Raw genomic sequence first — 12,430 nt, 5'->3', positions numbered from 1 at the left:
GACGCCGAAGCGCGCGTGCTTGTCTATGCGCCGATCGGCCGCGACGGGGAGGCCGGCGCGCGGCTGCTGCAGCGCGCGGGTTTCGACACGTTCGTCTGTCGGGACATCGAGGACCTGCTGGCGCAGGCCGAGGCCGGTGTCCTGACCGTCTGCCTGACCGAGGAAGGCCTGTTCGGCAAAAGCCTGGAGCGGGTAGCCGAGTGGTTGAAGGCCCAACCGGCATGGTCCGGGCTGCCTTTTGTCGTGTTGACGGGCAAAACGCAGACCGGTCCGATCGTGCGGTGGCGCGAAAGAATGATCGACTTGCTGGGCAACGTTTCGCTGTTGGAGCGCCCGGTTCAGAGCCTCGCGTTGACCACCATGGTTCAAACGGCGGCGCGGGCCCGGACGCGGCAGTATGAAATCCGCTCGCTGCTTCAGGCTGAAAAGCAGGCTGCCCAGGCGCTAGAGTCGATCGTGGCAAGCCGCACGCGCGAACTGGAAGTGGCCAATGCCGAACTCCAGCAGCAGATGCGCGAACGCAGCAAGATCGAGGAATCGCTGCGTCAGGCGCAAAAGCTCGAAGCGCTGGGACAGCTGACGGGCGGGGTGGCCCATGATTTCAATAACTTGCTGATGGTCATCTCTGGCGGGCTGCAAATGTTGCAGCGTCCGATCGACGACGCGCGGCGCACGCGCTTGTATGCCTCGATGCGGCAGGCGGTGGACCGGGGCGCGTCGTTATCGCGTCAGTTGCTGACGTTCGCGCGCCGCCAGGCCTTGCGTCCGCAGGTTCTGGACCTGAACGAGGTCGTTCGGAACATGCTAGAGATGCTGGAGCGCAGCCTGCGGGGCGACATCGTCATTGCGCTGGCGCTGGCCGATGATCTCTGGCCGGTCGAAGTGGACCCCGGCGAGTTGGAGCTCGTCATCCTGAACCTGGCGGTCAATGCGCGCGACGCCATGCCGGAAGGCGGCGTGATTGAGATCCGGACCGAGAATGTGGCCGCATCCGGAAAGGGCGAGTTGACCGTCGACCACATCGCATTGCGGGTGTCAGACACCGGAACGGGCATGAGCCCGGCGGTGGCAGAACGCGTGTTTGAACCGTTTTTCACTACCAAGGATGTCGGCAAGGGTTCGGGGCTGGGGCTGGCGCAGGCGTACGGCTTTGCCAAACAGTCGGGCGGCGCCATCGAGCTCTCCACGGAAATGGATGTTGGCACCATCGTCTCGGTCTGCTTGCCGCGGTCAAAAAGGCGGCTGGCTGCGCAGGGCAAGTCGGCTGAGGCCGGCGCGGTCCAGGAGCGGCCTGCGGCGCTGAACGTGCTGCTGGTCGAAGACGACGCTGCTGTTGCGACCTTGACCGCCAGCATGCTGGAAGAACTGGGTTATGTGGTGACGCCCGCAGCCAGTGCGGCCGAAGCCCTGGAAGTGTTGAGCAACAACGCCGTCATCGACGTGATGTTGACGGATGCCATGATGCCCGGCGGCAAGAGCGGTATTCAACTGGCCCGGGAAGTCCGCGCCCAACGGCCCGATCTTCCGGTCGCATTGATGACCGGCTTTCTGGGCGAGGAAGTGAAAAGGGCGGGGCAAGAGGGTATTCCGCTGTTGTCCAAGCCTTACCGGCTGGAGCAACTGGCGGGGCTGTTGCTGCGCCTGACGGGAAGACGCGCTGCGGGACGGGCATAAGAGATCGCGCAGCTCGGCGGCAGGGCCGGCAACGTTGGTCAAAAATCGAACCGGATGGGCCGCTAAGTTCGGCATCGCAGAAACTCCGGGTCGCGCGGAATGTCGCCGGAATGCAAATTGCTGACTGGGACCGCCAAGCCCAAGGAGACGCCATGATTTCGGAACGATTGCGCAGATTACGCCGCATCGCGGCCTTTGCCGCCGAACGCTCGGGGGACTATGTCGAGTTGGTGGGTATCGAGTTGTCCCTATACCGGGCCGCACTGGTCGCCACGGTGATCAGCAGTGTGGCCCTGGTTTTCTGCGGGCTGGGTACGTTGGGGTTCGTGTCGGTCGCCGCCATTGTGAGCTTCTGGGATACCGAGCATCGCAAGCTGGCGGCGTGGCTTGTTGCCGGCGCATGGTTGCTCATCACGCTCATTTCGCTCGCCATTTCGACACGTAGCGCGCCGAAGGGGTCGCCCTTTGCGGAGCTGAGCCATCAGGTGCGTCTCGATACCGCTGCTGCACGGAGCCATTATGCCCAAGACGACCACGCTGGCTGACAAGGTGGCCCTTCTGGCCAAGATGGAGCGCGACCGCCAGGCGCTCGCCGTTCCCATGCGGCGCAGCTCGCCCCGGAGCACGGTGGGCGCGGCGTGGGCCCGGACCGCCGCGCTTGCCGCGGGGGCGACGCTGGGATGGCCGAGTTTTTTGCGGCAGCCCCTGCGCGCCATGGCTGCGGTGGCGATGCGCGACCGCGTCTCCGAGTTGATGGGCCGCATGCAGGTGCGGCGCGTCAGCAATCCGATGCCTGATCCCGACATGGCGCGTCTGGAGAAGCTGATGGCAGACGTGCGCGACGTGGCCGAACGTTCGGCCGATGATGCGGAGATCGAGCGCCTGCGGGCGCAGCTTGACGATCAGGTAAGGCGCCTGCGGACGGCGCGGGCGTTGCAGGCGGCGCAGTCCTCGCGTGCTTTGCGGCCTTCGTATCCGCCTCGTCAGACGACTCCGGCGACCCCCGCGCGACCAGCGGAGCCGGCGCTGCCGTCGGGCAGTCTCGCGGCGCCCACGGGCCGGGACGTGTCTGCGATTCCGTAGTTTGGCGATGGAATCAAGGCGCAGACGAAGCCGTCTTGACACGCTACCGACCAACTAGTAGATTCGCGGCCATTGATGGCGACTTGCGCCATCCCGCCAATCGGAGTCATTTTGGCCGTTGCCCTGGAACTTTCTGCCCGCGCCGCCGAGATCGTCGCGCATACGAAACTGCTGCTAGCCGAAGGCGGTTATCACGGGTTCAGTTATGCGGATGTGTCCGAACGTGTGCGCATCGGCAAGCCCAGCATCCATCATCACTTTCCGACGAAGGCCGAGCTTGTCCTGACCGTCGTCATGCGCCATCGCGAAGAGGCCCTTGCCGGCCTGGCTGCGCTGGATCAGCACGTGGCGGATCCGGTGGGGCGTCTGACTGCCTACACGGATTACTGGGCCAAGTGCATCCGCGAAGGCAGCGCCTCGATGTGCATCTGCGCGATGCTGGCGGCGGAGTCGCCGATGATTCCGGCGGAAGTGGCGGCCGAGGTGCGGGCCTATTTCAAGGACCTGACCGCGTGGATCGCGTCAGTGCTTGAAGACGGGGCGAAGGCCGGGCAGTTTCAATTGCGCGATAGCGCGCAAGTTGAGGCGCAGGCTTTCATGTCCACTGTGCATGGCGCAATGCTGACGGCGCGTGCGATCAATGATCCGAAGGCGTTTGCCGCGATCACGCAGGCCGCTATCCGGCAGATCGCGGCGTCGGCCTGACCCCAGCAGGGCGCGTGCGAACGTACGCGCCTTTTTTTTACGCAGATAACCGATCAACTAGTTGGTTGTTTGTTTGCCACAGACCCTACACATTGGTCACCCCAAGGAGCCACTCTCATGCCACATCCCCTTTCCGCCCTCGGCGCCGTGCATACCCTCATCAGTCTCATCCCGGCTGCTGCGGGGCTTTACAGCCTGGCGCGTTATCGCCGCATCCAGCCAGGCACACTGGCCGGCAAGACGTATGTCGCCGGCATGGTGGTCGCGGTGTTGACGTCGTTCGGACTGTCGAGCAGCGGCGGCTTCAATGTGGGGCACGCACTCGGCATCCTCGCGCTGCTGGCGATCTCCGGGGCGCTGCTGGCGCCGCGCCTTTCCATTCTGTCGCGCGCTCACCCCTATCTTTCGCAGTTCGGGTTTTCGTTCAGCTTCTTTCTGCTGTGGGTGCCAGGCATCAATGAAACGCTGACGCGGTTGCCGGTGGCGCATCCGCTGGCAAGCGGGCCCGACTCGCCGGTCGTGCGGGGCGCGCTGGCCGCCTGGCTGGGCATATTTGCCGTCGGCGCCGTAATTCAGGCCCTCTGGCTGCGCACTCGCCGTCGACATGTGCGTGCCTGATGAACCATCCCGGACAACTCGTCAGTTCTGGCGGCGGCTGTGCGCCCGTTGACGATGCTGCTTGCGGGCGCGGGCCGTCAGTGCGGACGCCAAGGCAAGCAGCTTGTCTTCGTCCAGACGCTCTGCGTCGACCAGTTGCTCGTCGGCGCCTTTGACCGCGATCAGCAACTCGTCCAGCTTCAGGTGAAGCGCCTCGCTATCCTTGTTCTGGCTTTGCTGAATCAGGAAAACCATCAGGAACGTGATGATGGTGGTGCCCGTGTTGATGACCAGCTGCCAGGTCTCGGAAAAGCCGAACACGGGTCCCGACGTCGCCCATATCACGACGGCGATCAGCGCGATGCCGAAGGCAACGGGCGAGCCCGCCCACTTGGTGACGAGCGACGCAAAGCGGTCAAAAAAATGGGACACCGGATGTTGTTTACCGGCCTGCCCGGGGCGTTTCTGAGGCCTGGACTTGGTCTGCCGCTTTGCTGCGTTTCTTTTCGGCATGGCGCTCCATCCATACATGCACGGACCCTATGCACAGCAAGCCGCATGCCCGATCACCCGCGCCGCGGTCGGATCGGCGCGTGCTAGGCTCTCGGTGTTCCGGCCCGCCAGGTTGCGATGAAATCCCTACTGCAATCCGAAAAGTTCCTGCTGCTCGCCTGTGTGCTGGCGATTGCGGGGTTCGCAATCGACCCGCAACTGGAGGGGCTCGGCCAAGCCGCAAGCCTGGCGGAAACCGCCGTGTTGATCGCGGCGATCCTTGCCGCCTCACTGAGCGTTGCGCGCCACGCGGAACGTATCGCGCAGAAACTGGGCGACCCTTACGGCAGCATGATCCTGACGCTGTCTGCGGTGCTGGTCGAAGTGATTGTCCTGGTGATCGTGGCGTCCAAGGCGGGATCGCCGACGCTGGTTCGCGACAGCATCTATTCGGCGGTGATGCTGGATATCAACGGCATCCTGGGCGTGGCGGCGCTGATCGGCGGGTTCAAACATGGTGAGCAGTCTTACAACGATGATTCGGCACGCACATATAGCGTGATGATCCTGACCGCCGTCACGGTGTCGATGATCATTCCCGAGTTCGTGCCGCAGTCCAGTTGGCGCGCCTACAGCGCCTTTACCGTGGTGTCGATGTTGCTGATGTACGGCGTGTTCGTGCGGATGCAGACCGGGCCTCACAGCTATTTCTTCAGCTACAGCTATCCCGAGAAAAAGACGCGCACGCCCGTGCCGCCCGGCGGCGGACCCAGCTGGCGCCATTCGGCCGCGGTGATGGCGGTCGGCATCATTGCAGTGGGCGCGCTGGCCGAGCTGATGTCGCATGCGCTGAACCGCGGTCTGGAAGGCATGGACGTGCCGGTCGGGCTGATCGCGCTGGTGGTGGCGGGCATTTCGGCCGCGCCCGAGATGTTGACGGCGTTCCGGGCGGCGCTGGCCAATCGCATGCAGTCGGTGGTCAACATTGCGCTTGGTGCATCGTTGTCGACGGTGATCCTGACCGTGCCCGCGATGGAGGCCTTGGCCCTCTTTACTGGACAGCGGATCGACATGGCGATGACGCCGCTGCAGACGTTGATGATGCTGGTGACGTTGGTCGTGGCGGCCATCAACTTGAACGACGGCCAGACCAACGCCATCGAAGGCCTGACGCATTTCGTGCTGTTTGGCGCGTTTCTGATGCTGTTGACCTTGGGGTTGTAGCGGCGATAGGCCTATTTCTTCGGCGCGGAGTTGCCGTCAATTGCCTGTTGCTCCACCGACGCCTCTTCGCGGGCGCGCTCCCGGTCGTTGGCCTTGGCGAGGTCCTTCTGGACGCGATCCGCGATATCGACCTGGTCTTCGGTCGACGGCTCGGGGGCGGGATTGCCGTCTGCGGTCGTATTTCGGCCGCCGGGGTGGTTGGTGTTCATGGTGTTCTCCTTGAAAACGCATTCCGGCTGCAAGCGGCGTGCCTATCCACGCGCCGTGATGTTCACGCCGCGCAGGATGGGGCGCAGGAAGGGGGAAGCGCAGGGGATAAGCGTGAGGGAACGGGAGGCGATGCAGCCAAATCCCCCGGAGCGCGAGGCCCCAGGGGGGCGGGAACAATTATTTCTTCAGACCCGCCAGGGCGTCGCGCAGCATCTGCTTGGGGTTTTCGTTGCACTGCTTGACCAGCATCGGCGTGCGGGTGCTGATGCCCTCGACGTCGAGCACGGCCTCTTCGGGCTTGCCCTTGTTGTTAAGCGCTTCTGCATAGCTGACGACGACGGGGCGATAGGTCTCTTGGACGCCCAGGAAATCCTGGCACTGCCATAGCGCGAGAGGCTTTTTCGCATCAGCTGCCTGGCCGGTGACCGCGACGGTCATTGAGCCAATAAGACCAATCATCAGTAGGTGCTTCTTCATATTCGAGCTCCTGGGGGTTGGCTTGCAGACGAAACGGCTTACTGAGAGACAGACAAATACGGCATATACAAAAAACGTGAGCGCAGGCTCACCGGCCTAAATTACTGAAAACGGATGAGCGTCGTCAACGCAACGATGCACCGAATGGTGAAGTGAGGCGTTTATACCGGTTACGCCGTATCGTCACGCGGGCGTCATTGCAGTGCGGTGTCCAGCACCATCATCAGCACGAACCCCAGCATCAGGCCGCAGGTGGCGGGCACTTCGTGGCCTTTCCGATGGGTTTCGGGAATGATCTCGTGGCTGATGACGAAGAGCATCGCGCCTGCGGCAAAGCCCAACCCCCAAGGCAGCAGCGATGCCGACCAGCCGACGATGGCCGCACCCAGTACGGCGCCCAGCGGTTCGACCAGGCCAGAGGCCATGCCGAAGCCCACCGCGAACGCGCGCCGGTAGCCGGCGGCCAGCAGTGCGATGGCCACCACCAGGCCTTCGGGCACGTCCTGAATCGAGATCCCCAATGCCAGCGAGCCCGCCTGCACGGGGTCTGCACCGGCATAGCCGACGCCGATCGCCAAGCCTTCCGGAAAGTTGTGCAGCGTGATCGCAAACACAAAAAGCCACGTGCGGCGCAGGTTGCGCGCGGGCTTGCCTTCCTTGCCCTTGATGAAATGCTCGTGCGGCAGCACGCGGTCCAGAACCAGCAGCGCCGACGCCCCGAGCAGGATGGCGCCGGCGATGGAGAGTCCGGCGCCCCAAGGCCCTCTGCCCAGGTCGCGAGCGGCGTCCAGGCCCGGAATGATGAGGGAAAAGGCGCACGCAGCCAGCATGATGCCGGCGCCGAATCCCAGCAATGTGTCCTGGACGCGCTCGGGAACCCGTTGCGAAAAGGCGACCGGCAACGCGCCCAGCGCGGTCGCGCCAGCGGCGAGCAAGCCGCCCAGTAACGCCGCGCCCACCGCCGGGTGCGATGCGTCCAGATAGCGCCACAACATGAAGACGCCGAACGCGCTGAGTGCGAGCAGAGATGTTCCGAGCAGGCCCTTCAGCATGGATGCGCGCGGATCCGGCAGGGTTTGACCGTCCTGCGCGGCGTGGCGGGGCACTTAAGGCGTTTCCGGAAAGCGTTGCGACGTCAGCGCCCACGATGGCCATGCGTATGCCGTAAGCGCTGAATTCCTTTGCATGCGGTAGCGTGGCCGCTCCATGATGCTCCTCGGGTCAAGGCCGGCGCGCCGTTTGGGGCTGCCGGCATGTCGTGATGCGGTCGTGCAGTGCTGCGATAGCGCGCTGACACTATGGGACCGTGACGCTATAGCAATGCGCGTGCCCGGCCAGCGGGCGTGGCGGTCAACGAAAAAGAGCGCCCGAGGACGCTCCAGAAGACTTACGCGCGAGGCGCCAGGTCATGCAACGATCAGGTCAGGCAGAACTGCGGGGCGCCGCTGGCGTCCACGCGCCGGATGCCCTTGAGGATCCATTTGGCGTGACGTTCGGCATCGTGCTGCGCCGAGAACAGTTTGCCGCTAGGGATGGGCCATACGGTCTGCCGATCGGCGTCGCCATCACGCCGGGTCGTGACGTCGAGCCGGTACTTGCCGCTCGGCAACTCAATGACATCGCAGTGGACTTTAAATCCATCTACGCAAATACCATTTTCAGTATTCATCGTGCGCTCCAGAGAGTGGTGTTCAGGAATTTTCCTGCTCGGGATTTTCCAAAAAGTGCCTCTGGGTGGGTGCAACAAAGTGCAAGAATTCCCGACCAACGCCAGCCGGCGCTTTCGGCGATGAAAAAGCGCCGTCAAGTATCAGGCGGAACGCCAAATGAATTGGGCCCTGGACGATGTCCAGGGCCCTGACGGGATATGCGCCGCAGGCAGTCGTTACCTGCGCGTGATCATGAAGGGGGATGACGGCGCGCGGCCGACGACGCGAGATCTGACGCCGTCTTTCCACCCGGCTTTCCACATCTCGACGCGGCTGCGCCATTCATTGACTGATTCGCCGGTCTGCGCAGGCATGGCTGCGGTGCGAAGGTAGGGGCAATCCAACAGGGTCAACCCTTGGCGCGCGGCGTCTGCTCCCAACTCCTGGATATCCACTTGCATGGCAACTCTCCCAAAAGATGCGAGCGGCTAGTGTGCCGATGGCACATCGCTCGCGCAACGAAGGGCGTGTAACGCGGCGTTTCTTTGTTACATCGCCGTAAGACTCTTGTTTTTTCACCGCGAAAAAAGCGCCCCGCGGTGCGGGGCGAAGACTCACGGTCCAAACAAAACGCAAACGTCACAGCGACGTGGCGAGGCCGTGCCAGCCACCAGACTCCCCAACCAGAATCCGGTAACCCTGCCGCTGTGACACGCGGGCAGCCGCAACTATTGTTCCCGGCGCGCGTGGCGGAAAGATGACTGTGGGTCGGGCGCGGTTGGTGCGTGCGCACCGATGCGATTTCTACATGACCGGAAGATTTGACGTGCCCCGGGGGTACGGAACACCGGAACACGACTTGCTGGCCCTGATGGCCGGTGCGCCGTCCTGCGGCGCGTCTTCATCAACCAACGCGCCTGGAGGACTGAAATGAAATTCACCAAAGCGACCCACGCGAAAGCGCAAGGCGATGCGATTGTGTTCGAGATGGAAACGGCCGGCGTGACGCGGCAGTTCGAGATATCGGGCGATGTGTTGCGGCAGCGGTTCGGCGCCGCCGATGATTCCGCGCCGGAATTGCTGCGTGCGTTCGAGAGCGGCGCCGATGCGCTGCGTGAGCTGGCGCACCGCACGCAGTGGGTGCCCACCGATGGACCCATTCAGGTGGGCGAGGGCGATTTTGGCTGATGGCGAACGGGGCAATGCGGCTCGCGGCCGCGCCGCGCTGCTTGGGCGGGCATGACGTTTGCTGGATTGCCTTTGTGCGTCGGGCGGCATAAGGCCGATAACCGGCGACTTATTTTCTACTGGAGGTCCGAATGAAAAACCGTCTTTTGAAGGCAGGGCTTGGCGCTGCGATTGTTCTTGGCATGAGTTCGGTTGCGCTTGCGCAAACCCCGGCAGCCCCCGGCACTCAAGTGCCCGCTGCGACGAACAAGCTGGATAGCGAGGCGCGCGGCTTTCTGACCGACGCGGCGGAGTCCGGTCATCTTGAGATTGCCGGCAGCAAGATGGCCCTTGAAAAGTCGCAGAACGCCGAGGTCAAGCAATTTGCGCAGAAGATGATTGACGATCACACCAAGGTCGGCCAGCAGCTTGAGGCCTTGGCCAAGAGCAAGGGCTTTGAACCGCCCAAGGATCCGTCGTTGATGCAGACGGCCAAGCTCAAGGCCTTGGGCCTGCGCGATGAAGGGTTCGACAAGGCGTATGCGGATGAGATCGGCGTGGACGCGCACGAGGATGCGGTCAAGCTGTTTGAGAAGGCCTCGAAGGACGTGAAGGACCCGGAGGTCAAGCAGTTCGCGATCGAAACGCTGCCCAGCCTGCAGCAGCACTTGCAGGCCGCCAAGGCGCTGCAGCAAAGCGTGTCCGCCAAGAAGTAAATGAATTGAGACGCACCGGTGTACGTACCGGCGCGTGACCGTTCAAGCGGGCCTGCCCGTCCACCATCGCAGCAAGGCGATCCGGCATGAGCCTTGCTCTACGCAGGGTGGGCAAGGCCCGCTTCCCCCCTCGATCCGCATACAGGAGTGATCATGAGCCAGAAGACGTTGAAGGACCTGTTTATTCACGAGCTATCGGATGTCTACAGCGCCGAAAAGCAATTGACCCGCGCGTTGCCGAAGATGGCGCGCGCCGCCACTGATCCCACGCTGGCGGAAGCATTTACCACGCACCTTGAGGAAACGCGCGGTCAGATCGAACGCATCGACAAGATCGTTGAAGGTGCGGACTTCAGACTCAAGCGCATCAAGTGCGCCGCCATGGAAGGACTGGTGGAAGAAGGCAAGGACGTCATCGAAGACGTCGAAGAAGGCCCGGTGCGCGATGCTGCGCTGATCGCCGCGGCGCAGAAGGTCGAGCATTACGAGATCGCCAGCTACGGCACGCTTTGCACCTTCGCCAAGCAACTGGGCGAGACCGAGGCATTGACGCTGTTGAAGGAAACACTGGCCGAAGAAAAGGCCACCGACGAGAAGCTGAGCATGCTGGCGCTGAAGCAGACCAATGCTGAAGCGGCCAAGGCAGGCAAGGCAAAGTAATTGCAGCCTGCATGAAGCCGGTGACGGTGAATGCTGCCCTGTTTCCTTTTCGGTGCAGAGCCGTGATCGGGTCACGAGCCGGGGGCGGGTATCCGGGAGCGCATCATGAAACCTGTTGACGATTCTTCCAGTCGCGCCCGCCCGGCGCGGCGCGGCGCCAAGACTGGCCGGGGACCCTGGCTGATGCTAGCCGTCTGGATTGGCGCCGTGGCCGTGCTGTTCATCGTTGGACTGCTGATTCGCGGGATGTAGCGGCGGGGTTCGTGTCAGGCGCGCCGGCTATTGGCAGAGTCTCGATGCCACCATCGTGACGACGGTGCCGTCCGGCAGCTTGTAATGTCCATCGCCCTGCCACGTGACGAGTTGGCCATCGGGCAGGCAGCAATAGGAACTGGTCTTCTGGTCGCCCTGGGACTGTGAGCAGTATCTGTCGATCCGGTAGGTGCTGCCATCGGCAGCGGCTGCCACTACCTCCATGACACGTTTGTACGCTGGGTTCGCCATGTGTGCCTCCTGTTCGCCGTTCGGCTATTGGTGCATGCGGTCTCTGTGAGGTCAATACGCATCGCAGCATCCGCCAGGGCTTGAAGGGACGCATGGTGGCCGATGCGCCCCGGGAAGATCAGATCGCCGCGCGCATCGCGGCTTAAAGGAGGGCAACCATGCACGAATTCGAAAGTCTGGACGGGCGGGTAATCCTTGTGACGGGCGGCGGCAGCGGACTGGGCGCGGCGCTGTGCGAGCAGCTTGCGGCCGAAGGCGCGCGTGTCGCGGTCAGCGACATCGACGAGCAGCGCGCAAATGCTGTCGCGGGCAAGTTGAAGAAAGCTGGTGCGGACATCATGGCCTGCATCATGGACGTGGGCGTGGCGGCCGACGTTGTCGAGTGCATGGACGCGGTCGTGCGGCATTTCGGCAAGCTGGACGCCATTGTGAACAGCGCCGGCATCGATGTGACGGCTTCCATCGACCAGCTTGACGCCGACGTCTGGGAGCGCGTGCTGCGCACGAATCTGACTGGCCCATTCCTGATGGCCAAGCTGGGCAAGAACCGGCTTAGTCCGGGTGGCCATATCGTGAACGTGGCGTCGACCGCGGCGCGGCGCGCGTGGCCCAATGCCAGTGCCTACCACGCCAGCAAGTGGGGGTTGATGGGTCTGTCGCATGCACTGCATGCCGAACTGCGTGGCATGGGCATCAAGGTCAGCGCGGTCATCGCGGGCGGTATGCGCACGCCGTTCCTGCTGGATCGGTTTCCGGATATCGACGACGCCTCGCTTCAAGATCCCGCCAACGTGGCGCGCGCGGTGCGCTTCGTGCTGACGCAACCGCCGGAGACCGTGGTGCCCGAGGTCATGGTGTTGCCGATGAAGGAAACGTCTTGGCCCTGACTACAACCCAAGGAGATGCATCATGAGCACTAAACCCCATTCCCATCAGGACGATCCCGCCGACGCGGACCGCAAGCCGGTGCCGCCTGGCGAACGCACGCTGTCGGATCGCCCGGCCGATCCGAACCGCACCGGCGCGGGGCGGCAGTTTCCGCCGGGCATGGATCCCGAGGACGTCTGGGATCCTGGTCGCGCCACACCGGATGCGCCGCCCGTGGACAACCGGTCCGGAGAAGGGCAGCCGCCAGATCGCAAAAAATGACCCCCCCGGCCGCTAGGGCGGGAAGGGGACGATTCTCGCGGCGGAGCATCCGACCCGGGATTTGTATGTGGGCAGCGCGTCGCTTGCGGCCGACCAGCAGATGGGACGTCGGAGTGTGTATAC

At 63.5% G+C, this 12,430-nt stretch carries 19 protein-coding genes; 12 read left to right on the top strand and 7 right to left on the bottom strand.

The window, feature by feature from the left end; translation table 11 throughout:
* The first annotated feature begins 15 nt into the window (after positions 1 to 15).
* From CLM73_RS19645 to CLM73_RS19625, 5 genes are all read left to right on the top strand, one after another.
* Positions 16 to 1,674, top strand: a complete 1,659-nt coding sequence (locus tag CLM73_RS19645; RefSeq protein ID WP_234015684.1) for an ATP-binding protein — start codon at positions 16 to 18, stop codon at positions 1,672 to 1,674.
* A 152-nt stretch (positions 1,675 to 1,826) separates the two neighbouring features.
* The gene (locus CLM73_RS19640; RefSeq protein ID WP_105241617.1) at positions 1,827 to 2,219 is read left to right on the top strand and encodes a phage holin family protein; all 393 of its coding nucleotides are present in this window, start codon (positions 1,827 to 1,829) and stop codon (positions 2,217 to 2,219) included.
* Positions 2,194 to 2,757: a hypothetical protein gene (locus CLM73_RS19635; protein WP_105239857.1), complete on the top strand. Its 564-nt coding sequence runs from the start codon at positions 2,194 to 2,196 to the stop codon at positions 2,755 to 2,757. Before CLM73_RS19640 ends, CLM73_RS19635 begins: the two co-directional genes overlap by 26 nt.
* A 111-nt stretch (positions 2,758 to 2,868) precedes the next feature.
* Entirely contained in the window at positions 2,869 to 3,462 is a 594-nt protein-coding gene (locus CLM73_RS19630) for a TetR/AcrR family transcriptional regulator (protein WP_234015683.1), read from the top strand.
* A 117-nt stretch (positions 3,463 to 3,579) separates the two neighbouring features.
* Positions 3,580 to 4,080 carry a hypothetical protein gene (locus CLM73_RS19625; RefSeq protein ID WP_105239855.1) on the top strand — a complete coding sequence of 167 codons (501 nt, stop codon included), beginning with the start codon at positions 3,580 to 3,582 and terminating at the stop codon, positions 4,078 to 4,080.
* 21 nt (positions 4,081 to 4,101) lie between these two features.
* Here CLM73_RS19625 and CLM73_RS19620 read toward each other — a convergent pair whose 3' ends face one another.
* Positions 4,102 to 4,491 carry a low affinity iron permease family protein gene (locus CLM73_RS19620; RefSeq protein WP_418904919.1) on the bottom strand — a complete coding sequence of 130 codons (390 nt, stop codon included), beginning with the start codon at positions 4,489 to 4,491 and terminating at the stop codon, positions 4,102 to 4,104.
* 198 nt (positions 4,492 to 4,689) lie between these two features.
* On the opposite strand from CLM73_RS19620, the gene CLM73_RS19615 reads away from it, so the two are divergent.
* A complete protein-coding gene (locus CLM73_RS19615; protein WP_105239853.1) occupies positions 4,690 to 5,775 on the top strand; it encodes a calcium:proton antiporter in 1,086 nt (361 codons plus the stop codon).
* A gap of 11 nt (positions 5,776 to 5,786) precedes the next feature.
* Here CLM73_RS19615 and CLM73_RS19610 read toward each other — a convergent pair whose 3' ends face one another.
* From CLM73_RS19610 to CLM73_RS19590, 5 genes are all read right to left on the bottom strand, one after another.
* Complete coding sequence (locus CLM73_RS19610) at positions 5,787 to 5,984, bottom strand: hypothetical protein (RefSeq protein WP_158685893.1); 198 nt, start codon at positions 5,982 to 5,984, stop codon at positions 5,787 to 5,789.
* A 178-nt stretch (positions 5,985 to 6,162) separates the two neighbouring features.
* On the bottom strand, positions 6,163 to 6,462 hold the full coding sequence (gene hdeA / locus CLM73_RS19605; RefSeq protein WP_105239851.1) for an acid-activated periplasmic chaperone HdeA: 300 nt from the start codon (positions 6,460 to 6,462) through the stop codon (positions 6,163 to 6,165).
* Positions 6,463 to 6,656: 194 nt separating this feature from the next.
* Entirely contained in the window at positions 6,657 to 7,514 is an 858-nt protein-coding gene (locus CLM73_RS19600) for a ZIP family metal transporter (RefSeq protein WP_105241616.1), read from the bottom strand.
* Between the two features lie 365 nt (positions 7,515 to 7,879).
* On the bottom strand, positions 7,880 to 8,131 hold the full coding sequence (locus tag CLM73_RS19595) for a hypothetical protein (RefSeq protein ID WP_158685892.1): 252 nt from the start codon (positions 8,129 to 8,131) through the stop codon (positions 7,880 to 7,882).
* Positions 8,132 to 8,347: 216 nt separating this feature from the next.
* Positions 8,348 to 8,572 (bottom strand): CrpP-related protein, encoded by a 225-nt coding sequence (locus CLM73_RS19590; RefSeq protein ID WP_056563751.1) that lies wholly within the window; start codon positions 8,570 to 8,572, stop codon positions 8,348 to 8,350.
* Positions 8,573 to 9,041: 469 nt separating this feature from the next.
* On the opposite strand from CLM73_RS19590, the gene CLM73_RS19585 reads away from it, so the two are divergent.
* The 4 genes from CLM73_RS19585 (at position 9,042) to CLM73_RS28975 (ending at position 10,906) form a co-directional block, all read left to right on the top strand.
* Positions 9,042 to 9,299 carry a DUF1488 family protein gene (locus CLM73_RS19585; protein ID WP_105239849.1) on the top strand — a complete coding sequence of 86 codons (258 nt, stop codon included), beginning with the start codon at positions 9,042 to 9,044 and terminating at the stop codon, positions 9,297 to 9,299.
* A 131-nt stretch (positions 9,300 to 9,430) separates the two neighbouring features.
* Positions 9,431 to 9,994 carry a DUF4142 domain-containing protein gene (locus CLM73_RS19580; protein ID WP_105239848.1) on the top strand — a complete coding sequence of 188 codons (564 nt, stop codon included), beginning with the start codon at positions 9,431 to 9,433 and terminating at the stop codon, positions 9,992 to 9,994.
* A 153-nt stretch (positions 9,995 to 10,147) separates the two neighbouring features.
* Entirely contained in the window at positions 10,148 to 10,654 is a 507-nt protein-coding gene (locus tag CLM73_RS19575) for a ferritin-like domain-containing protein (RefSeq protein ID WP_105239847.1), read from the top strand.
* Between the two features lie 105 nt (positions 10,655 to 10,759).
* Entirely contained in the window at positions 10,760 to 10,906 is a 147-nt protein-coding gene (locus CLM73_RS28975; protein WP_158685891.1) for a hypothetical protein, read from the top strand.
* A 27-nt stretch (positions 10,907 to 10,933) separates the two neighbouring features.
* On the opposite strand, the gene CLM73_RS19570 is transcribed toward CLM73_RS28975, so the two are convergent.
* Complete coding sequence (locus CLM73_RS19570; protein ID WP_158685890.1) at positions 10,934 to 11,131, bottom strand: hypothetical protein; 198 nt, start codon at positions 11,129 to 11,131, stop codon at positions 10,934 to 10,936.
* Between the two features lie 185 nt (positions 11,132 to 11,316).
* On the opposite strand from CLM73_RS19570, the gene CLM73_RS19565 reads away from it, so the two are divergent.
* Both CLM73_RS19565 and CLM73_RS19560 read left to right on the top strand, forming a co-directional pair.
* A complete protein-coding gene (locus CLM73_RS19565; RefSeq protein WP_105239845.1) occupies positions 11,317 to 12,045 on the top strand; it encodes an SDR family oxidoreductase in 729 nt (242 codons plus the stop codon).
* Positions 12,046 to 12,067: 22 nt separating this feature from the next.
* Complete coding sequence (locus CLM73_RS19560; protein WP_105239844.1) at positions 12,068 to 12,307, top strand: hypothetical protein; 240 nt, start codon at positions 12,068 to 12,070, stop codon at positions 12,305 to 12,307.
* Positions 12,308 to 12,430: the final 123 nt, after the last annotated feature.

The sequence above is a fragment of the Achromobacter spanius genome (assembly GCF_002966795.1).
GTDB lineage: Bacteria > Pseudomonadota > Gammaproteobacteria > Burkholderiales > Burkholderiaceae_B > Achromobacter > Achromobacter spanius_D.
The sequence above is the reverse complement of the archived record's forward strand: the minus strand, read 5'-3'. Positions and strand labels throughout refer to the sequence as shown.